The organism is Sphingomonas sp. BK235 (assembly GCF_004345855.1).
In the GTDB taxonomy this organism is placed as follows: Bacteria; Pseudomonadota; Alphaproteobacteria; order Sphingomonadales; family Sphingomonadaceae; genus Sphingomonas.
In genome coordinates this window covers 214,830-235,383 of sequence record NZ_SLXN01000006.1, presented here as the reverse complement: position 1 = coordinate 235,383, position 20,554 = coordinate 214,830, and the positions used below count along the sequence as shown (strand labels likewise).

Here is a 20,554-nt window from a genome sequence, read left to right as displayed (position 1 = left end):
TATCCGGTCAAGAGGAGCGGCGCATGGACAACCAGCACCAGAAGATCAGCGGCTACCGTGACCTGTCGCAGGCCGAGATCGATGCGATGAATGAGGTCAAAGCACTTGAGGCGCGCTTCAATGGCATGATCGATCGGCTGAGAAGTATCGACGGGATCGATCAACGAAACGTTGCGATCGCCCAGACCGAGGGCGAGACGGCGTTCATGCGGGCTGTCCGCGCGATCGCGCAGCCAGTGCGGATCACCGACCGGTGAGCGTGAACCCGGACGCGGACAAGGCGGCTGCGGCGATGGACTGGCTGACCTTCATCGCCTCAATTGTTGGCTCGCTAGCGTGGCCCGTCGCCGCGTTCGGGATCGCCTTCCTCTTCCGCTCAGAGATCATCCGTCTTCTTAGTCGCATCCGAAGGCTTTCGGTCGGAGACAACTCAGTTGATTTCGGCGAACAGCTTGCTGAAGCCGAGGCCGACGTGCCCGCGATCGCAGAGGATGATGGCCTCGTAGCGCTGGATGATCGCCTCAAGCAGCTGGTGGTTATAGCTCCAGGCGCGGCGATACTTGAGAGCTGGCGGTCGCTCGAGGAGCAGGTCAAGAGGCGTTCTGCCGCGATTTTCGGGGAAAATGACGGCTCTTATGGCCGGTATAGTTTCGGCTACCGAGCACATCGAATGTTCAAAGAAGGGTTGATAAGTCCGGCAACTTACCGCCTACTTTTTGATCTTCGTAGTCTTAGAAGAAGCGCTGCGAACACCGGCGAGGTGACCACTGACGACGCTGTGCGCTTTCTGTCACTCGCTGAGAAAGCGAAGGTGCTGCTTGCAGGATCCGATTTAACCCCTGACCTACCCGAATGACGACCGCGGCGGAGGAAGCCTCCGCCGCGATGCACGCGCGGATGGCGGTTTTCTGCGGCTGAGCGGGGTATCCGCCGAGTGTTCGTACCCTCAGCGATACCCCGCGCTGATCAGCCGATGTTGCTGACGACCAGCTCTGTGACGCGCTTCGCCGTGCCCATCGCCTTGGTCGCGATCGACCAGGCAACATCGACGTCCACGGTGCGGAACCGGCTGAATACCGCGCGCGAGCCTTCCGTCGCGTTAATCGACAGCACGAACTTGCCGCGGATCCCGGCGAGCTGGTCGGCGAGCTGCTCGAAATCGCCGCGCGCGAACACGTCGGCGCCGTAATCGTCCTCGCAGCCCCAATAGGGCGGGTCGAGGTAGAAGAGCGTCTCGGCCGAGTCGTACCGCCGGATCAGGTCGGCATAGGGCAGCCGCTCAATCGTGACCGGCGCGAGGCGCGCGCCGAGCGCGCGGATCTCCGCGCGGAGCTGAGCATAGTCGAAGCGCGATGGTCGCCCCGCCGACACGCCGAAGGTGCGCCCGGTGACCTTCCCGCCGAAGGCGAGGCGCTGGAGGTAGAGGAAGCGCGCGGCACGCTCGATGTCGGTCAGCGTGTCCGGGGCTACCAAGCGCTGCCGCTCAAACTCGTCGCGGCTGGCGAGCAGCAGCTCCAGCTCGTCGACCAGCGGCTCGAAGTGGCGGCGCACGACGCGGAATAGGTTGGAGACGTCGCGCGAGATGTCGTTGATCACCTCGGCCGGCGCGGCACGGCCGCGGCGCAGGAAGATCCCGCCCATGCCGACGAAGGGCTCGACATAGGTACGGTGCGGCGTCGCATCGATGATGGCGCACAGGCGCTTGGCCAGGTTGCGCTTGCCGCCCAGGCACGGCGCGATCGGCCGGATGGCGGTGGTGGTGGGCATGCTGGTGCTTTCTCTTCAGGAGGAAGCGCTCGGCTACGCGCGCGGGATCGCGCCGATCGGCGACGATCGACGGGCCTGCACCAGGTCGGCGCAGGATCTCGGCAGCGGCTCTCGGCCGCGAATGTCTGGTGGTGGTGCTGCGCGGCCGGCCGCCCGAACCGGGTGGTTAGCCGCGCAGACCTGTGGAGCTACGCCCCCGCGTATTCCCCCGAAGGGTCTTCTATTCTGCGGGCCACCCGGCGAACCGGTGACCACAGGATGTTCCGCGCGCGCGGGCTGACCCTCTCGGCTACGATGGGGCCAGCGAGGCGACTATGACACCGCGCCGGCGGTCGAGGAAGCCTATCCGCGCAGCCGGCGGACCAGCTCCTTCCATTCGCGCGGCCCTTGCGGCCCCCACTCTGGCCCGGTCGGCAGGTCATAGGTGAGCCCGAGCCGCACGCGCTTGCCGCGGCACCTGGTGCAGCGCAGCCGGTCCTGGACCATGTGCAGGCGGCCGTCCCACAGGTGCACCATGAAGTAGCGCGAGAGCTTCGGGCCATCGATGACGGCGCGGTGACCGCACGCGCAGCGCACCGCGACGTTGCCACGGCCCGCCAGCTCGGCCAGCGTCTCAGGTCGGAAATTGGCACCCATCGCTCGACCAGCATGCCGGAACATGGCGGGAACGTAAGGGCTGGGAATGTTGGAGATCTGGTGCTCAGTGGGGCGCCCGCCGGCGCCCCACCGAGTCGACGTGCGTTACCGGGTGATCACCCGCATCGGCTCGAAGCGCCCAGCCAGGAACGCCTGCCACGCCGGCAGCGCGCGTAACCAGGCGGCGATCGCCGCGTGGCCGTCGTCCGACGGGTGGATCCCGTCACCAGCCCAGGCAGCGCTGTAGAGCAGGCCGTCGCGCCAGATATTCGTGTTGCGGCCGGTCGTGACGAAGCCGGCGACGTCGACCACTAGGTTGAGCGGATGCCCTGCGGCGCCGACGCGCGCGATCGTCGCGCCGGTCGCGCCGATCTCGGCGACCGCCTTGGTCGCGGTGTCGAACGGCGCGCCGTCGCGCAGCCACTCGTTGCCGAGGTCGACCGAGCCGCCGACCACGAAGCGGCCGCCGCCCGTCGTCGTGTTGTCTTGGTTCGCCGGCGCGTAGACCGTCGCGCCCGACTTCAGCGAGACCTGCGGCGTGATCGTGAACTGCGCCATCTTGGCGCTCGGGTGGATCGAGCGCAGCACCAGCCAGGCGTCGAGCGCCCTCTGACGCCAGGTCGTGACATTGCCGGTCGCCTCGTTGGTCCCCAGCTCGACGACGATGCGATCGACGAAGGGTAGCAGCGCGGTATTGCGCCCCGCCTGGGCGTTCGTGGCGAGGTTGGACCACTGCGACCCGAACTGGCCGACGTTCACGACCGGATAGTCGCCGCCGAGCGCGCGCTCGAGGTAGCCCGCCAGGCCGGTCGCAGGGTCGCCGCCGTTGGCGAAGGTCCCATTGTCGCCGGCGGCGCGCACGATGCTGTCGCCGAAGATGGCGAGAGCGTGCGGCACGCTGCAGGTGCCGCTGACATGCGCGACCCCGCCGAGCGGACCATAGCCGAAGCCGTTGCCCGGCGCCTGGCCCGGGTTGCCGGCGACCATGGTGGCGTCGGTGCGCGTGCCCCCGCCGTTCACATACTCGCCGCGCGCGGCGTAGAGCGGCGCGCTACCCGAGACGAGCGTGCCCGACGGCCAGGTCTGGTAGCTGCGCCAGCCGAGCGTGCGCGAGGTGAATGGTCCGACGATCGCGTCCGAGAAGTGGGTCGTGCCGGGCACGTAGGTGAGCGTCGCCGCCCCGCCCCAGGTGATCTCGACCGGCGTGCCATCGTTCCAGACGCGCTCGAGCGCGTTGTGCGAGGTCACGCCGGCGCCGACGTTCTCCTCGGCCGGCGCCGTCGATTTCTGGTGCCAGGCGGGGAGCACCACGCGCAGGCGCTTGATGCAGGTCGGGTCGATCAGGTTGGCGATCGGCAGCTGGCGCCGCGTGTTACTCTGGCCCGAGGCGTTGGTCGGGAACAGCGCCGTCGAGAGGTTCGGCGTCGCCGTGCGGTAGGTCACCAGCATGCCGAGGTCGCGGGGCGAGGACGGCTCGGGCTGGCCGCTGGCGTAGATGCTCGGCGTCGCCACCTGGGCGAGCGCGGCGGCCGGCAGCAGCAGCGCCGCCGCGATTGCGGGGATCAGGCGCCGCATCACGGCACCCGCGACAGGATGGCGGCGCAGCCGGTCGTCCCGCTGATCGTCACGCGCACGCTGGCGTTCGAGCCGAGCCCGATCACGGTACCGGAAGCGCCGGTGTCGCTGGCGGTCTTGCTCGCCGCGGTGGCGAAGGTGACGCCGTCGGGCCCGAGCACCTGGAAGTTGAGCGTGCCGTAGGCCGAGCAGCTCTGCGTCAGGATATAGGTCCCGCCGTAGATGGTCTGGGCGGCGGAGGGCACGTTGGCGAGCGCCAGGCGCACCGTCTCGCGCACGCTTCCGGTCGGCAGCGGCGCGGCCGCGCTCACCGCGACGCAGCTGCCGTCGACCTGCGCGACACACGCCGCGCTCATCGGCGCGTAGCCGGCCGGCGCTGCGACCGACGCCGCGGTCTGCGCCGACGCGATCGCCGGAATGAGAGCGAGCGCGATCGCGCCCGCCCGAAGAAGCAGGGTCCTCATAGTGGTCCTTCCTGGATGAAACGAAGAGGCGGGTCAGCGCGGCTTGGCAAGCTCGCCGAGCGTCGTCGGCAGCACGCCCTCGGGCCATGCGTCGATCAGGAGCTGGCGCTTGTCGTCGCAGCTCCACACGTCGAAGCCGCGGTTGCGGATCGTGCCCTCGGCGTCGGCCGAGGTCGCGCTACCGTCCGGTTGGCGGAGAACCGGCGACAGGGTGCAGGGCTCCATCGCCGCGGCCGGCGGCCGCACCCGCACCGGGACGGGCGGCATCGAGCGCATCGATGGCGCGCACGCGGTCAGCGCCAAGGCACAGAGCCCGGCCGGCGTCAGTCTGAGCATATTCCCTCACGGTGTCGGTGGAGTGGACGATCAGCGGCTCGCGCGCGGCGAGCCGGTCGGCGAAGGTCGACGTCGCCTTCGCCTCGCGCTGCGCGCTTGCCGCGACGATCTCGGCGCGCTCGCGGCGCGCGCGCTCGGCCGCGGCGGTCGCCTGGCTGCGCTCGAGCGCCAGATCGTGCCGCGCGTCGACCAGCTCGGCGCGCAGGTAGAGCGCGGCCGCGGCGAGCCCGGCGATCGTCAGCAGCGGCGCGAGTCGGCGCAGCAGCTCGAGCAGCGCGGCAGCCTTCACGCGGTCACCTTGCCGAAGGTCCGCGCCTTCAGCTCGGCGAAGTCGCCGAGGTAGAGCGCGGCCTCGGCCGCGCGCCGGCGCACCAGGCCGCTGCTCTTCTTGCCGTCGACCAGGTTGAAGAGGCCGAATGCGGCCGCGGCCGCGTCGATCTGGCCGGCGCGGTGGAGCCGCAGCACGCTCGAGCTGCGGAAGGCCTTGAGCCCGATGTTATAGGCCAGCGCGACCATCGCGCCGAACTGCTGCGCGGTGACGGGCACGCGGCCGATCGCCGCCATGACCGGCGCCGCGAAGTCGCGGGCGAGCAGCTGCGCGAACATCGCATCGGCTTGCTCCTGGGTGATGCGGTCGCCCGCCTTCACGCGCCGGCCGTCGGGATAATAGGTCATCCCCCAGCCGATCGTCCATTTGCCCGCCGGGCAGCGGTAAGCGGAGAGTCGGCAGCTCTCGAAGTGGTGGAGCAGCGCAATCGCGACCGGCCCGACCATCAGCGCCGGCGCCGGCGTGCTGAGCAGGCCCAGGCGGTGCGCGGCCTTCGGCTGCGGTACCGCGCGCGCGACGGTGACGCCGACGAAGAGCAGCAGGCCGATCCACGCCTGCAGGTGCTCGGGCAAGAGCGCGCGCAGCTCGGGCGGCATGCCGTTCCAGGCGCCCTGCAGCACGGTTGGGTCGAGCGCGAGCAGCGCGGCGGAGAGCGCGGCGCCGATCGCGGCAATACGGACGGACCAGGCGTGCGCGGCAGCGCTCGCCCGCTCGAGCAGGATCGACATGGGTGTTCCCTTCGGTGGTGAGGTCAGTCGCGCGCGGGCGAGCGCGCGAGCAGCAGGTCGAGCTTGGCGTCGACCCGGGCGACGATCTTGCCGAGGTCGCGGGTCTCGCTGTCGGCGCGATCGGCGCGCTGCTCGAGCTGGGTGGTGCGGCGCTCGTTGTCGCCGACCTGGCGCGTGAGCTGGCCGCCGTAGAAGACGATCGTGAAGAGGGTGACCAGGAAGGTCAGCGCCGACACGACGAGCGAGGCGACGCCGTGCCAGGTGACGCGCGCGGGTGCCGGCGCCACGACGACGGCCGAGGCGGTGGGGGTGTCAGTCATGGGGGATCTCCGCCGGCGCGCCGGCCTGGTAGTGGCTTAGGGGGCGACGGTGCCGCCGATGGTCCAGCGCGCCGACACGCCGTCGACGTTGGAGACACATTCCGCGTAGCAGCTGGTGCCCGGGCCGCCCGAGCGGGTGAAGGCCGAGGCGGCGCCGTCGGGATCGATCAGGTCGCCGTTCTCGGTGAGAAAGCCCCAGCTGTTCGCGTTGCGCTGCTCGAAGTAGACCCGGTCGCCGACCCGCACGTTGAGCGCGCTGACGACAACGTTGCCCGCCGCGTCGTACTCGGTGAGCCGGCCCTTGGGGAGTGTGATCGTGCGGTTGCCGTCGACCATCCGCACCGCCTGCAGGCCGCCGATATGGGCGCCGGTGACGGTGTAGGTGTTGGATCGCGCGCCGGCGAGCCGGAAGGGCGTGCTCCACGTCTTCGCGACTGCCATCGTGGAGTCGAGCGACGAGTAGCGCACGGTGAGCGCCTCGCCGGCGGGGATCACGATGTTGTCCGAGGTGATCCGGCCCGCGGTGGCGTTGACCACCACGAGCTCGAAATCGCCGGGCACCTTCGTCTTGTCGATCGGCGTGAGCACGGTGCCGTCGTAGTTGGTGCCCTGGATCCGCATCGTGATCTTGCGGTCGAGGAGGTTCGCCACCGGCAGCGACGGCGTGGCCGAGTTGTAGGAGATCTCCATGTAGTAGGAGCCGGTCTCCTCGCCGAACACGAGCTTGCGGATCGAGTGCTTCAGGTTGGGGAAGCGCTCGGCGTAGAGCCCGGCCGGGTTGTAGCCATGCGCCCCGCCGAGATTGTGGATCCCCTCGTAGAAGGTGTCGGGGAACTCATGCACCGCGGCGGCGAAGGGCGTGTTGTTGTCGTCGACGGCACCGCCCCAGAGATCCTTCACGTAGGTCGGCCCGGCGATGACCTTCACGCCGGCGCCGCGGTCGAAGCGGACGCTGCTCGGCTTGTAGTCCTGGTGCCAGAAAATCGTCGCGCCCTGCCCGCCCGACACGGTGACGGTGCAGCCACGGCCGCTGCCGCCGGTGGTCGCGGCGATCCCCTGCGGGAGTGCGGTGTAGGCGCCGACGTCGGAGACGTCGACGCGCTGGACCTCGCCCGCCGCGCTGACGCTGGTGACCTGGACCTTCGCCGTCCGCGACCAAGTCCCGCCCTGCGGCGTCAGGAGATCGCCGACGCGGTACCCGCGCCCGCCCGCGGCGACGCCGGCATAGCGGACTTGGTCCTGCGGCTGGCGCACCTTCGTGAGGTCGATCGTCGGGCCACGCCCGGTGATCGTCGCGCGCGTGTAGCTGAACACGCGGCGGTGATCGGTCTCGCCCTCGACCGCGAAGGTGACGTTGTCGCCGAAGCGGACGTGCGAGTCGTAATCCTGCGCCAGGTAGATCGTCGCCGAGCCGCTCTCGACCGGGCGGTGCGAGAAGTAGCTGTCGCGGATCGTCAGCTCGAAGGTGGCGGGATCGTTCGCCGTCGGCGAACTGGTGGCCAGGCTGCTGACCTGCGCGCGCTCGCTGTGGTGTCCGCTGACCTCGTTCCCTGGTCCGTAGCAGGAGAAGGCGATGCCCTGCCGGCAGTTGAAGTCCATGCAGTTGCGGATCTTGATGTTGGTCCCGCGCGGCGAATAGGCGGGCCCGCCCGAGCTGGCGCCGGCGTAGAAGTTGGCGGCGATGCAGGCTTCGAAGATGTAGCCGTCGACCTCGTCGTGAACGCCGAAGCCGTTGGAACAGCCGAGCGCGACGCACTGGCTCACGATGCCGTCACGCGCTGAGCCGTACTTCCAGGGTGCGGGATCATCATCGAAACAGGAGTAGCCGCCGGCGTCGTTCGGGTGGCGGATGTCCATGAAGGATCCGTTGCTCAGCCGGAGCCCCGTGTTGCAGGTGTCGTTGACGCCGTAGGGCCAATTGCCCGACGTCGGGATCGTCGGCGAGCGCTCGAAGTGGAGCCGGTCGACCACCGGCTGCCGGTTGGAGACCAGCCACACCAGCGGCCCGAAGAACTGGCGGCAGCGCAGGCCGATGACCTCGGGCTGCGCCATCTGGATCAGCTGCACCGCGCCGCGCACGCCAGCGCCTGGTCCGGTGAGCAGCGGGGTGTCGCAGCTGACGGTGAAGCCGTGGATCTCGAGCGCGGCGTCGGGCATCAGCGCGATCCGCGGGTTCATCGTGTAGGAGCCGCGAAGCGGCGCCGTCAGGATGATCTTGGTCGGATCGTCGGTGTTGTCCTTGCCGACGACGGCGTCCTCGCCCTCGTGGCGCGTGCCGGCGCCGTCCGCGGTCTTCTGGTTGGGGATCGGATCGTTGGCGTAGATCTTGACCTGCTGCCCCGCCTTCACCGGATGGGGCGACGCCATGGTGATGACCGAGACGGTGCCCTCGGTCTGGAAGGTGGGATCCTTGGACAGCAGCACCTTCACCGCGCCGATCGCCGTGATGCGGTCCCACCAGATCTCGTTGGCGACGCAGGTGATGAGCTGCGCGCGGGTGGTCGCGTAGAGGATCGCGTTGTGCGTGCCGACAAGCCGCTTGCGCTTCCCGTTCGGGATGACGCCGCTCCAATGCGGCGAGTAGACGCCGTCGTCGAAGACGAGCGTGTTGACGACGTCGTCGAGCATGAAGGCGTCCAGCGCCGCCTGCAGCCCGGGCGTATCGTTCTTCAGCTTCCGATCGCGGAGATAGTTGGCGATCGTCGCAGAGCCGCCGGGCAGCGCGCCGCCGCGCGCCAGCTCGAGCACCTTCGCCGGCGACGGCAGCGAGCGCACGAAGCCGGCGCTGTCGGTCGCCGGGAATAGCCCGTCGCCGGCCAGGCCACCGTCCGCCGCGCCCGCCCACCAGGCCGAGAACTCCTGCTGGGTGAGGTCGCGACGGCCGAGCAGCGCTGAGACCTTGTCGAGCAGGTCCTGGTCGAGTGCCATCAGATCTTCCAGTCGACGATCGCGGCCGCCTGCTTGGCGGCAAGGGTCTTGGCCGCGCGGACGGCGATCTTCGCCGCGCGCCGGCGCCGCTCGATCTCCGCGCGCGCCGCGCGGCTCGCCGCGGCCGCGGCCGTCACGGCATCGCGCGCCTGGACCAGCGTGGCGGCGCCGCTCGCCTGCATCTCGGCGTAGAGGAACGGCCAGCGCGCCTGCTGCTCGGTCGCCGGCAGCGCCTTGAGCGCCGCGAGGATCAGCGCGGTGGTGCCGCCCAGACCGCTGATCGACGCCACGTCGGCCATCTTCTCGCGGTAGGCGTCCGACTGACCGGGCACGATCGTGAGCCAGCGCTGCCGCGCGACGCCGGCCTGCGCGTCGATCTGACCTAGTATCATCTGCTCCGCCTCGGCCAGCGTCAGCGGCGCCGGCGCGTCGAGTGGCGGGCACGGAATGCCGCGCACCGCGTCGAGGGTCTCGCCCGGGGCGAGCTGCGCCTCAGCCTCCTCGCGGGTCGGCACGCGGACGTAGCGCGTGACCGAGGCCGAGCCGGCCGCGTAGATCGCAAAGCTCGTCATGCTCGCTTCGCCTCGTCAACGGAGAGATTGGAGCCGGCCTCGATAAAGCCCGTCCCGGTGCCGCCATCGTGTCCGAAGTAGACGAAGCGGAGGGTCCAGGTGTGCGTACCTTTCGGCACGTCGTAGATCCGTAGGCGGTTCGGCATGACCGAACGGACGCTGTTGATGTTGCTGATGTTGGCGGTGGTCATCCAATACCAGGTCTGGTCGACCACGATGCCGTTGCGCTCGAGCTGGAAGTAGCCGGCGTACCCGCCGCCCGGTCGCATCCGCATCATCCAGGCGACCTCGAGGTCGCTTTCCGCGAGATCCTTGTTCGTGACGAGCTGGGCGATGATCACCGAGCCGTTCGAGTAGGGCAGTGCCACGTTCTGCGCGGTCTGGGTGTAGTAGGGCCGCTTCACCGCGAACTGCTGGAGGTTCTTCGTCTCGATGCTGTCGGCGACGAGCCGCTTTGCATAGACATCGGTGTGAAATTCCCACCGCTGCTCGGCGCCATTGTACGAAAGCACCCGCAGCGGGTTGCCGCCGGACGGATCCACGAACTCGAACTCGTTGGCGAAGAAGGCCATCTTGCCCAGCCGCTCGGGTCCATCCGCGGTCAGCGAGAAGGCGGCGAACACGCCGTCGGCGTCGGCCCGCACGATCGACTTGGCATAGCCCCCGCCCTGCGGCCCGATCAGCGCCTCGTTGAGCGTGGTGATCGTGGCGTTCGAGTTGACGGTCGCGACCGCGACCTCCTCGAGCGAGCGCGCGAGCGACGTGCCGTCGTTGCCGAAGCGCACGGTGTCGAGATTGAGCACCCAGCCGGTTCCGTTCGTGGTGCGATAGCCGATCAGGCTCAGGTCGGTCGCGACCTTGGCGTTGATCAGGTCCTGCGCTTCCTTGAACTCGATGAAGATCGGCCCGACCGGCTGCCCTTGCACGAAGGTGCGCGCGTCGAAGATCCGCTGCAGATCGTCCTGGCGCAGCGCCTCCTCGAGGATCGACTTCGTGTTGATGTCGACTGAGGCGACCAGCTCCTGCGCCTCGCGGTCGCCGACGTTGGTCCCGGGCGGCGCGCCCACCGTGGCGTTGTCCTGCGGCTTGGTGTTGTCAGGGTCGCCGATCGAAGGCCACTCGGCCGACTTGCCGGCGTCGGTCAGCCCCTGGATCAGCGGCCAGAGCGAGGCGTCGTAGCGGGTCGGCTCGGCGCCGGTGACCGGCGCGGCATCGCTACCGTCCCAGGCATAGATCGCCGAATGCTCCTCGCGCAGCATCATCGGCACCTTGCCGTCGACCTGGATCGCCATGTCGGCGATGCGGAACAGCTTGCGGTCCCAGCCGAGCTGCCGGAACGTCAGACGGATCACATCGCCCTTCTGAAACTTCCACGCGGTCGCCTGAAAGGTGGCGGTGAAGGTGCCGCCGTAGATCATGCGCTGCAGGCGCTGCTTGGAGAGCCGCTGCGCCTGGCTTGCCGACTGCACCAGTGGATAATTGAGGGTCTGCGAGCGCTCGATCCCGTCGCGGCTGGCGATCGAGACCTCGGGATAGTCGGCGAGCTGGAACAGCGACGTCGTCGACGGATCGACGTAGCCCCCGCGAATGACGTTGACGCTGTCGTTTAGCGGGAGCGTCTGCGACCAGGTGAAGGCGCCGAGGACGTCGTCGGTGACGAGGCTGCCGATCGGCGCCGCCAGGTCGTTGTGCAGCACCGTCAGGCGCAGGCGCCCGTCGATATCGTCGAGCACCGCGTTCATCGACGCCTTGAGGTTGTCGAGCACCGCGTCGGTCGCGTCGCCCTCACTGATCACGCCGTCGCAGCGGTACCGCGGCTCGGTACCGCCGGCCGAGCGGATCACCGGCTCGTCGCAGAGATTGGCGGCTTCAATGAAGCTGGCGAGATCGAGGCGCTCGGGTGGGATGCCCTTGCCGACCGCCAGGCGCCCGGCGATCCGCCAGCCGAGCAGATAGAACAGCGTGCAGAGCGCGGGATTGCGCGACGCGCTGTCATCCCACGCCCAGGTCGACTGATCGTCGGCACGCTGCGGCCCCGAGCCGCCGGGCACCGTGCTATCGCGGCGCGGATCGTAGACCGAGGCGCCGTCCCCGACGATCGTCACCCGGCTCGGGATCGACTGGTTGAAGACGGAGTCGACCTTCTTCTTCGAGGTGTCGAGGATCTGATAGCGCAGGTAGACGTAGGCGCAGCCGGTGAAGCGCCGGGTTCTACCCATGCGCGGACCGAGGTTGATCGCGTTCGCAGCGTTGCCCTCGAGCACCGGGGTCACCTGCAGCCACTTCTGAAACTCGCCCTGCGCTCCGCCAGCCGCGGTCCAGGCGAGCTTGTCGTCGAAGTAGATCGCGCGGATGGCGGTGACCCGGTGCGACGCAACGACGATGAATCGGTGCAGGTAGGTCTGGTTGTCGGAATATTCCTGGTCGCGCAGGTCGGTCGCCATCGCGGTCGTGCCGAAGACGATCTTGCGGGGCTCGCGCGTGTTGATCGACACGGTGAGGCGATCGCTGGTCGACGACAGGCCCGCCGGCGACTTCGGCTTGCCCGAGAGCAGCGACGCGCCGGCGCTGAGGATCTGCGCCGCCACGAACGTCGGGCCGCCGATCAGGAAACCTACGGCGTTCATCGCGCCGCGCACCAGGCCCTTTTTGCCGTCGACGATGACGCCGAGGACCGGGCCGTAGAGGAACTTAAGCGCCTTCCCCATCAGCCGACCTTCCAGGCGATCGACCACGCGCTGCGCTCGAGCCTCACCCAGCCGGGCGCGCCGTCAACGTCGCCGACGAACAGAGCGCGCGGCCCGATCGAGACGCCGGCCATCCCGTCGACCATCACCAGGTCACCGCGGCGGGCGAAGGCGGGCTCGATCCGTGGCAGCGCGGCGTCGATCGTCGCCTCGAGCGTGCCGTCGCCGAAGCGGCGCAGCGCGCGCACGCTGCCGCGCGCGGTGCTGTAGTGGCCGCGGTAGGCGGCTGCGAGGTCCACGCCGGTCTGCGCCAGTACGGCGCCGGCCGCGAACAGCGCGCAGTCCAGCTCGCCCCAGCGGAAGGCCGCGCCCTCGAGGTCTGCGACATAGTCATGCAGCAGCTGCTCCCACTCGGGCAGGCGTTCGAGCATGGCGGCCTCCATCACAGGAGCTGTCGAATGGCGGCCGCGCTCATGGCGCTGCCGCTCGAGAAGGTGATCGCGGTGTTGCTGGTCAGCGGACTGCCGCTATTGCCGTTGGCGATCGCGATCGCGGCCTTCGCTGAGAGGTCAGCGGGATCGTACAGCGCCTGATCCATGTACGTCCGGCCCGACGCCTGGCTGTAGGCGGCGAGATAGCCCTCGATTATGAGGTTGATGGTCTGCCCGACGGCCGGGTCGCCCTCGATCGAGAGCGCGGTCATGTAGCCGGTGTAGTAGTGCTGGATCGCCCCGCGCTGGATGCCGTCCTCGTCGCGGATCATCCGCCACAGCCGCGCCGTGCGGCTCTGCCAGTTGGCCGCGCCGCCGATCAGGTTCAGCAGCTCGTTGTCGAGCGTCAGCAAGCCCGACAGCTTCGCCGAGACGGCGTCCGAGCCGCCATCCTTGGCGCGCACCGGGCCGATGTCGACGATCGTGGCGTCCAGGCCGTCGAACACGAAGCCGTCGAGATCCGCGTCGCCGGTGCCGTTGACGAGCAGCGAGCGGCCGGCGGTGCAGGCGCGCAGCGGGTCGCCGAGGACGTCGAGGTAGACGAAGAAGACCGGCCGGATGATCTGGCGATCGAGCGCGGCCGAGGCATTGGCGTCGGGGCGGCTCAACGCGCCTCCTCCACCGCGAAGGGGAAGGTATAGGTCTGGCCGACGTCGACGTCCCAGCCCGGCGCCTCGCTGGTCTGGCGTACCAGCGCGTAAGGCTCGCCGATCTCGACGACGGCGTTCTGCGCCGGGATCTCGCTCAGCTCGGGCCCGAACAGCGCAATCGCGGTACCGGCGCCGTCGCTGACCAGGTCGCGGGTTAGGCAGACCAGCCGCTTGTGGCCGCTCGGCAGAGGCACCGTCATCAGCTCGCCCGCGAGCAGCACAGTGGTGCTGGCAGGCAGGCCCTTGAGCGGCAGCGTGTCGGCACTGCCCGCGCCGGCGGCAACCTGGGGGTTGGCCGCCGCAGTCTGCCGTGCGCGCTCGATCGCGACGAGCGGGAAGCTGTTGCGCTGGCCGCGCAGCGACGTGAAGAAGCCGCGCCAGCGCAGCGCCCTCCCCTCACCGACCTGCGTCACGAAGGTGCCGGTCGCGCTCCAGAGCGCGGCGCCGGGCAGCCCGACGACCTTGCTGGTGTTGGTCCAGCCCGAGCGATTGACGCTCGCGGGTTCGGGACAGCGCCATTTTACGCCGCGCAGCGGAAGCCGCGCGGGTGGCTGGATCACGGCCATGGGATGAGCCTCAGATAGTAGGACGGCCGATTGCGGCCATGGTCTGCGCGGAGGCCGCGTCGACGAGCTGCGGCGCGCCGGCCTTGAAGACCTCGACCGCCGCGCCGATCGCGCGGTTGTCGATCGTGGCGTTGAGGTCCTCGCTGAGCGCGACGCGGACGTTGATCGTGCCGCCGGCGCCGCCGGCACTGACGCCGGCAATCTGCGGTGCCGCTGGCAGGCGCAGGCTGGTGCCGGGCGTGTTCCCGACGCGACCGCCGGTTGCGAAGCCTTGGAGCGTGCCCTTGTTCATGGCGTCGATCACCGGCCACCAGCGCGCTGTTGCCTCAGCCGTGACGATGCTCTCGCCGTTGGAGACCAGGAGCGGCCGCTTGCCGTCGACCATGGCGAGGATGCTGTCGGACGTGCCGGTGCCCGGGCCCGAGATCCGGCCGCCGGCAGCCTTCGCCTCTATCCGGCCGCCGGTCGCCCGACCCTCGATCTTGCCACCCTTGGCGAAGCCCCCGAAGCTGCCACCGATCGCCGAGACGATCGCCTTCTCGATCGCGATCTTCGCCAGGTCGGCGATGATGCTGGCCGCCATCTTCTTGAAGGCCGAGCTGACGGACTCGGTGCCGTTCACCAGCCCCACCAGGCCGTCCTGGAGCGTCTGCAGCCCGTCGACCGCCACACCCTCAAGCGCGTTGTTCACGTCGTCGGTGTTCTCGCGGAGCCGCTCGCGATACTGGTCCAGCGGGCCCGCGGTCTGCCGCTTGATCGACTGCGCGCCGGCCGCCTGCAGGTCGCCCAGGATCGCCTTGCGCTGGCGCGCGATCTCCTTCTCGGCCTCGCTGCTGTCACGCGACGCGATCACGCCGTCGAGCCGCGCGCGCTCTTCCTGGAACTGGATGTCGAGGATCCGCAGCTCGAGCGCGCGGCGCTGGCGCGCGGTGGTCGCCAGATCCGACTGCGCGGCGAGCAGGTCCTGCTGATTGCGCCGGCCCGCCTGGGTGATGGCGAGCTGCTCGTCGCGCTGACGCTGGCCGAGCTGCTCGTCGACCACCCGGGTCTCAAGGCCGGCGCGCTGGTCGTTGAGGCCCTGGAGCGCGACCACGCGCTGCTTCGCCTCGTCGCCGACGCCGAAGCGCCCCTGCTTGGCCTGCTCGATCAGCTCCTCGTTGCGGCTCTGGCGCTCGGCCTCGATCCGATCCTTCTCGATCTTGGCGCGCGCTTCGATCGAGCCGGACAGCTCGGCCTGGGCCACCGCGATCTCGCCGTTCGTCTGGCGCGATGCCGCGGCATAGGCTCGAGCGTCGCCCGCGGCGTCGCGGGCCGCGACTTCTTCCTTCCTCTTCTCGGCGGCCGCCGCGTTGCCCGCCTTGGTCGCCGCGCGCCCTGCGGCCTTCGAGGCGTCCCGGTCGGTGCGCTGCTGCGTCGAGTCCCGGAAGGCGGAGGCATCCTTCGACGAGGCGGCGTTGGCCGCGTCGACCGAGAGGCCCTGCTTCCGATATTTGTCATACTGCGTCAGCTCGAAGCGCTGCGCCTTGAGGTCGGCGATCAGCTGCTTGTTCGTGCCCTGCTGCGCGATCGCCAGGTCGCGCGAGATCCGCGCGCGCTCGCCGTCAACGTCGCGACCACCCGGGCGGTCGGTCTCACGGACGTAGTTGGCAAGCGGCAGCTTCACGGCCGCCTCGATGCTCGCCGACGCGGTGCGCGAGCGCTGCTGCGCCGATTCGTACTGCTTGCGCGCCTCGGTGCGCGCGCTCTCGTCGTGGCCGATGTAGCCGACCTTGGCGTCGAAGGTGCCCGATGCCGCCTGGAAGCGATCCTTTGCCGCGGCCGCGTCGTTCTCGGCGTTGAGCTTGTCGGTCGACAGCCGGACGAACAGCTCGCGGCGCCGCGCGCGGGCGAGCGCGTCGAGCTTCTCGGCCGCCTCACCAACTGCGCCGGCGAACGACCGCACGCCGGAGGATGCGGTGGCCGCCTGCTTGCCGACGGTCGCGACGTGATTGCCTGCGCTGAGCGCATAGCTGGCGAGCAGCTTCGACGTCTCGGACGCGGTGCGCTCGTGCTCGGCGAAGGCCGCCAGCTCGGCCGACGTCTTCGCCGCCTCGTCGCGCATCGAGATATAGGCGGCGATGAGCGCGCCGATTACGAGCACCGCGGCACCGCCGGCGACCGACCCGCCGATCAGCGTAAGCGCGCCGGCGAACAGGCGCGACGCCGCGGCCGCGGCGCGGCTGGCGATCGTCGCGGCCGTCGCCGCTGCTGTCGACGCGGTCGTCGCCGTGGCGGAACGGGCCTGCGCGCCGGCGAGCGCTCCCTCGGCCACCGCCAGCTCGCCGTCGACCACGGCCAGGCGCTGCCGTGCCGCGGTGAGCCGGTCGGTCGCGAAGGTGGCGTCGTTCTCCGCCTTGCGCTGCGCGGCGAGCAGCACGGTGCGGTTGCCGCCGCTGGTGTTCTGTGCGGCATAGCTGACGGCTGCGGCGCGCCGCTCGGCCGCCAGGGCGCGCTCGCCGGCGATCTGCTCGAGCAGCGCCGCCTGGTCGGCGCGCCGCGCGGCGATCGTCGCCTCGATCTCGGCAACCTCGACACGGGCGGACGCGGCGATCGCCTCGGCCTTCTGCGCGGCCGCGACCTTGCCGCCGATCAACACGACCTTCTCGGCGTCGAGCGCCTTCGTCAGCAGCAGCACCTCGCCGGCGACCGCGGCGATCGGCCCCGCGACGAAGCGGGCGGCGAAGCCGGCACCGACGACCGCCAGCGCCGGCGCGACGACGTCGAGGTTGTTGGACAGCGTGACGATCGCGGCCGACACGCGCGCGGTCGCGCTTAGCCCGGCATCGGTCTCGCCGATATACTTGCCGAGCGCGTTGTTGAGGATCGTGAACGACGCGCCGATCGTCAGGTTCGCCTTCGCGGCCTGCGCCTCGAGCTGGCCCGAGCCTTTGAGGAAGCCCTGGAAGAAGTCCTGCGACGTGACGGTGCCCGCGAGTACGTCGGCGCGCAGCGCGGCGACCGAGCCCTTGTATTTGTCGATACCGTTGGCGACCGCCTGCAGGATCGGACGCGCGCCCTCGTTGACGCTGTTGAACTCCTCGGCATGGACCGTGCCGGCCGAGAGCAGCTGGCCGAGCTGCAGCAACGCGCCCTGCGCGTCCTCGGCCGAGCCGCCCTGGACCTTGAGCGCAGCGCCGACGCCGTTGGTGAACTTGATCAAGTCAGCCTGGCTGGCGCCGAGCGCCTTGCCCGCCTGCGAGGCGCGGCCGTAGAGCGTGCCGACGCTCTCGAGCTGGATGCCGTAGCGCTGGGCGACCTCGAAGAGCTGCTCCTGCGTCTTCGCGAGACCAGCACCCTCAAGCCCGGCGACCTTCAGCTGGTTCGTGTAGCGGGTGTATCCGTCGGCATAATCCTTGATCCGGTCGACAGAGAACGCTGCCGCGACGCCCGACGTGGAGGCGAGCAGCGCCGCTTTGATGCCGCCGGCCGACGAACGGATGCGGTTCTCGGTATCGGCTACCGAGGCGCCCAGGGACGCGATCTCTCGGCGCGCGCCGGCGATCGACGTACCAAAGCCGGCGAGCGGACGGCCGAACTCACCGAGGCGGCGGTCGACCGCGTCTAGGCGGCGCGTGGTGTCGCCGGCGAACTGGTCGACCCGCGCCTGTCCCGCGCTCAGGTTCCGGCGCAGCAGCTCGACAGAGGCGTCGACCTGGAGGAGCAGCGTCTTGACGTCGGTACCCGCCATCGCCTCACTCCTCGCTGGCCGTGTTCATCGCTTTCCAGGCCTCGAAGGCGGCCCAGAAGTCGTGCGGCGTGGATGACCAGAATTGTGCGGCCGACCAGTGAAAGGCGGCCGCGGCGATGCCCGCTAGTCGGCGACGGGGGTCTCGGGGATCATCGTCCCCGTCGCTTTGGCTTCCCCCGAGGGCAGGCACCCTCCGGTTGCGGCGAGGCCGAGGACGAGCGCGATGCGCGGCTGCACCGCCATGACGCCGACCGGGAACAGCAGCTCGGCGATCGCGTCCTGCCCCGCGGCCTTCGCCGCGGTCACATGGGCGCGCTCGGCGGCCGATGCGTATTCGTCGAGGGCCTGCTCGCGGCCCCAGGCTCGAACGAGCTCGGTGACGACGATCGCCTGCGCCTCAAGCGTGAGAGCGCCCTGCTCGGCGAGTTGCGCGAGCTGCAGGAGCGCGAGGCCGGTCTTCTTCTCCATCGCGACGATCGCTGTGAACGACGGGCGGAGCACGAAGCTCTGCCCGTCGAGCACCAGGTCGACCTCGCCGCGAAGCTCGTTCGCGTCGGCCATGATCAGCCGAGGACGTCGGTGGTCGGCGCTGCGGCGGCCGAGAAGCCGATCTTCGCCTTCACCGCCTCGTTCTGACCGAAGTCGGTGGAGTCGATGTTGCCGTAGACCGACCCGGCGAACACGACGTCGCCGTTGGTGCCGGTGCTCGCGCCCTTGCGGATCTGGATGTTGAAGGGCGCCTGCGGCGTCGCGTTGCACAGCGTCTCGAGGCGCGTATAGCCGTTCGCGTCGGGCAGGTTCGGGATCATGTCGAGCGAGATCTTCAGCGACTTCAGACCCGGCGCCGAGGTGCCGTAGCCGGACTCGTCCTTGCTGGTCGTGTCGATCGAGCCCGCGTCGCGGCTGACGGACAGGTTCTGCTGCCCCTTCACCACGTTGAAGGTCCCGGCGGTCGCGCTCTCGATCCAGAGCAGGTAGTCGTTACCAAGCTTCTTCGCCATCGTGTCTCTCCAATGCGAAAAGCCCCGCGGGCGAGGCGGGGCGGAGGTTGTTGGGTAGGGTGGTCAGTCCTCGCGGAAGGCGAGGATGGTCAGGATGGTGGTGCCGACGTAGCCGGACCCGTCCTCCGACAGGGCGGCCGCGCTGCTCTCGAGCGCGACGTGCAGGTTCCACTCGCCCACCGGGAAGCTTCGGGCGGCGAGGATCGTCTCGATCTGTCCCTGCAGGTCGGTGCAGGGGGCGCGCTCGTCGCCCTCGGTAATGACGATCAGGGTGAGGGTGATGCGCCGGTCGGGATCGTCCGAGCGGCCGAAGGGTGAACTCTCGACGTCGCCGATGATGACGAGCGGCGGCTTCGCGTCGTCGGGCACGTCCTGGAACACGCTCGCGCCAACGATCGCCGCGTCCAGCTCGCGAAAGGCAAGCAGCTCGACGGCCGCGGCCGCGCTACTCATCCGCGCCACCTCGAGCCAAGCGCGCGAGGATCCGATTGAGCATCGGCTTTACCTCCCGGGTCACGCTGTCGCGCAGGTCACGATACTGGCCGCTGACGAAGCGATCGCCGGCGATCGCGCGGACCTTCATGCTGGCGCCGGTGCGTGGCCCGCGGGCGATCCGCACCGTCTGCGCCTTGCGGCCCTTGTCGAGCACGAAGCCGTAGAACAGCTTGGAGCGACCCCGCTTCGTGCCGAGCAGGCCGACCTGCAGGCGCAGCGTCTTCGGCCGCACCACGTACTTCACGCCCTGCCGCAGCGCGCCGGTCTTCCGCTTAGCGCGTGCCTGGACCGCCGCCTGGGTGCGGCGACCGGCGCGATCGAACGATGCGACCAGGTCGCTGCGCGCCTCGTCCGGCAGCTGCTGCATGATCCGGCGGAAGGCCTTGCTGCCCGGGACCTTGCTCACTTCCCGTTCGCCCCGCTCTCGCAGGTCATCACGAGGCCGTCGCGCGCCTCGTTGGGCGCGGCCGTCTTGATGTCCATGACGATCGAGCCGCAGCGCAGGCGGTGCGTCGTGTCGACGTCGCCGCGGATGCGGATCTCGACCCGCCACAGCTGCACCGCGCGCTCGACGTTCGCCCGCACCGCTTCCTCACCGCGCAGCCCGATGATCTCAGCCCAGGGCTCGCCGTAGGCCTTCCAGCCGCCGGTTTCCGGGTTCGGCTTGCGCCCCCCGCGGCCGTTGTCGACCAGGTCGGGCGCGAGCAGCGTCACCTGGTGGATCAGCCGGGTGGAGCTGAGCCGCATCACGCGCCGACCCGCTGGTTTGCGAGCAGCGGGCCGAGATCGACCGCCTTCTCCTCGAACTTGCCGCGGGTGAGCGCGAGCACCGCCCAGCGGAGGGACGGCGGCAGCTTGCCGACCTCGTAGCCGACGACCAGGCGCACCACGATCGCGCCCTTGCGCGCCATGATCGGCGGCAGTGCGGCGCCGATCGCGCGCACGATGCCGCCCTCGAGCGTGCCAGCACCGACCAGGTCATAGGACGCCGGCGACAGCACCTGCGACACGCCGGCGGGATCGAGGTAGCGGATCTCCGCCACCCGCTTCACCGGCGCGACCTCGAGGTGGGAGAGGTCGGCGAAACAGTCGGCGCGAACCTCGACGGTCTGCTCGACCATCCGCTGCCCGGTCATCTGCTCGATCTCGAGCCCCGCGGCGCCGACCAGCATCCCGACGTCGAGATCCAGGCTGTCGCCGTCGACGCGCAGGAAGCGCTTGGCATCTGCCAGCGCCACCGGCTCAGCCGCCGGCGACACAACGGTGACCGCCTCGCTCAGCAT

General features: G+C 69.8%; 23 protein-coding genes. 2 read left to right on the top strand and 21 right to left on the bottom strand.

The annotated features are described in order from the left end of the window. Positions 1-23: 23 nt before the first annotated feature. Both EV292_RS16280 and EV292_RS16275 read left to right on the top strand, forming a co-directional pair. On the top strand, positions 24-257 hold the full coding sequence (locus tag EV292_RS16280) for a hypothetical protein (RefSeq protein WP_132910289.1): 234 nt from the start codon (positions 24-26) through the stop codon (positions 255-257). Beyond that, complete coding sequence (locus tag EV292_RS16275; protein ID WP_132910288.1) at positions 254-856, top strand: hypothetical protein; 603 nt, start codon at positions 254-256, stop codon at positions 854-856. Before EV292_RS16280 ends, EV292_RS16275 begins: the two co-directional genes overlap by 4 nt. A gap of 110 nt (positions 857-966) precedes the next feature. On the opposite strand, the gene EV292_RS16270 is transcribed toward EV292_RS16275, so the two are convergent. From EV292_RS16270 to EV292_RS16170, 21 genes are all read right to left on the bottom strand, one after another. Continuing rightward, positions 967-1,767 (bottom strand): DNA adenine methylase, encoded by an 801-nt coding sequence (locus EV292_RS16270; protein ID WP_132910287.1) that lies wholly within the window; start codon positions 1,765-1,767, stop codon positions 967-969. A 342-nt stretch (positions 1,768-2,109) separates the two neighbouring features. Then, a complete protein-coding gene (locus tag EV292_RS16265) occupies positions 2,110-2,403 on the bottom strand; it encodes a hypothetical protein (RefSeq protein ID WP_165927153.1) in 294 nt (97 codons plus the stop codon). A gap of 105 nt (positions 2,404-2,508) precedes the next feature. Continuing rightward, positions 2,509-3,978, bottom strand: a complete 1,470-nt coding sequence (locus EV292_RS22715; protein WP_165927152.1) for an SGNH/GDSL hydrolase family protein — start codon at positions 3,976-3,978, stop codon at positions 2,509-2,511. Beyond that, the gene (locus tag EV292_RS16255) at positions 3,978-4,442 is read right to left on the bottom strand and encodes a hypothetical protein (protein WP_132910285.1); all 465 of its coding nucleotides are present in this window, start codon (positions 4,440-4,442) and stop codon (positions 3,978-3,980) included. Before EV292_RS16255 ends, EV292_RS22715 begins: the two co-directional genes overlap by 1 nt. A 33-nt stretch (positions 4,443-4,475) precedes the next feature. Then, complete coding sequence (locus EV292_RS16250) at positions 4,476-4,667, bottom strand: hypothetical protein (RefSeq protein ID WP_132910284.1); 192 nt, start codon at positions 4,665-4,667, stop codon at positions 4,476-4,478. Further along, positions 4,621-5,067: a hypothetical protein gene (locus EV292_RS16245; RefSeq protein ID WP_132910283.1), complete on the bottom strand. Its 447-nt coding sequence runs from the start codon at positions 5,065-5,067 to the stop codon at positions 4,621-4,623. The genes EV292_RS16250 and EV292_RS16245 overlap by 47 nt, the downstream gene beginning before the upstream one ends. Then, a complete protein-coding gene (locus EV292_RS23160; RefSeq protein WP_243693817.1) occupies positions 5,064-5,834 on the bottom strand; it encodes a lysozyme in 771 nt (256 codons plus the stop codon). Before EV292_RS23160 ends, EV292_RS16245 begins: the two co-directional genes overlap by 4 nt. 23 nt (positions 5,835-5,857) lie before the next feature. Beyond that, the gene (locus EV292_RS16235) at positions 5,858-6,154 is read right to left on the bottom strand and encodes a hypothetical protein (protein ID WP_132910282.1); all 297 of its coding nucleotides are present in this window, start codon (positions 6,152-6,154) and stop codon (positions 5,858-5,860) included. A gap of 36 nt (positions 6,155-6,190) precedes the next feature. After that, positions 6,191-9,082: a hypothetical protein gene (locus tag EV292_RS16230; protein ID WP_132910281.1), complete on the bottom strand. Its 2,892-nt coding sequence runs from the start codon at positions 9,080-9,082 to the stop codon at positions 6,191-6,193. Continuing rightward, entirely contained in the window at positions 9,082-9,654 is a 573-nt protein-coding gene (locus tag EV292_RS16225) for a hypothetical protein (protein WP_132910280.1), read from the bottom strand. The genes EV292_RS16230 and EV292_RS16225 overlap by 1 nt, the downstream gene beginning before the upstream one ends. Continuing rightward, positions 9,651-12,362 (bottom strand): phage tail protein, encoded by a 2,712-nt coding sequence (locus EV292_RS16220; protein ID WP_132910279.1) that lies wholly within the window; start codon positions 12,360-12,362, stop codon positions 9,651-9,653. Before EV292_RS16220 ends, EV292_RS16225 begins: the two co-directional genes overlap by 4 nt. Next, positions 12,362-12,772, bottom strand: coding sequence for a hypothetical protein (locus EV292_RS16215; protein WP_132910278.1), 411 nt, complete (start codon positions 12,770-12,772; stop codon positions 12,362-12,364). Before EV292_RS16215 ends, EV292_RS16220 begins: the two co-directional genes overlap by 1 nt. 11 nt (positions 12,773-12,783) lie before the next feature. Beyond that, positions 12,784-13,440, bottom strand: coding sequence for a hypothetical protein (locus EV292_RS16210; protein ID WP_132910277.1), 657 nt, complete (start codon positions 13,438-13,440; stop codon positions 12,784-12,786). Then, on the bottom strand, positions 13,437-14,048 hold the full coding sequence (locus EV292_RS16205; RefSeq protein WP_165927151.1) for a hypothetical protein: 612 nt from the start codon (positions 14,046-14,048) through the stop codon (positions 13,437-13,439). The genes EV292_RS16210 and EV292_RS16205 overlap by 4 nt, the downstream gene beginning before the upstream one ends. Before the next feature lie 10 nt (positions 14,049-14,058). Beyond that, complete coding sequence (locus EV292_RS16200; RefSeq protein WP_132910275.1) at positions 14,059-17,775, bottom strand: tape measure protein; 3,717 nt, start codon at positions 17,773-17,775, stop codon at positions 14,059-14,061. Positions 17,776-17,898: 123 nt separating this feature from the next. Next, the gene (locus EV292_RS16195) at positions 17,899-18,336 is read right to left on the bottom strand and encodes a GTA-gp10 family protein (RefSeq protein WP_132910274.1); all 438 of its coding nucleotides are present in this window, start codon (positions 18,334-18,336) and stop codon (positions 17,899-17,901) included. Between the two features lie 2 nt (positions 18,337-18,338). Further along, positions 18,339-18,776, bottom strand: a complete 438-nt coding sequence (locus EV292_RS16190; RefSeq protein WP_132910273.1) for a phage tail tube protein — start codon at positions 18,774-18,776, stop codon at positions 18,339-18,341. A gap of 63 nt (positions 18,777-18,839) precedes the next feature. After that, positions 18,840-19,229 carry a DUF3168 domain-containing protein gene (locus tag EV292_RS16185; RefSeq protein ID WP_132910272.1) on the bottom strand — a complete coding sequence of 130 codons (390 nt, stop codon included), beginning with the start codon at positions 19,227-19,229 and terminating at the stop codon, positions 18,840-18,842. Beyond that, entirely contained in the window at positions 19,222-19,677 is a 456-nt protein-coding gene (locus tag EV292_RS16180; RefSeq protein ID WP_132910271.1) for a hypothetical protein, read from the bottom strand. Before EV292_RS16180 ends, EV292_RS16185 begins: the two co-directional genes overlap by 8 nt. Next, the gene (locus EV292_RS16175; protein ID WP_132910270.1) at positions 19,674-20,018 is read right to left on the bottom strand and encodes a head-tail adaptor protein; all 345 of its coding nucleotides are present in this window, start codon (positions 20,016-20,018) and stop codon (positions 19,674-19,676) included. Before EV292_RS16175 ends, EV292_RS16180 begins: the two co-directional genes overlap by 4 nt. Further along, on the bottom strand, positions 20,018-20,554 hold the full coding sequence (locus tag EV292_RS16170; protein ID WP_132910269.1) for a hypothetical protein: 537 nt from the start codon (positions 20,552-20,554) through the stop codon (positions 20,018-20,020). The genes EV292_RS16175 and EV292_RS16170 overlap by 1 nt, the downstream gene beginning before the upstream one ends.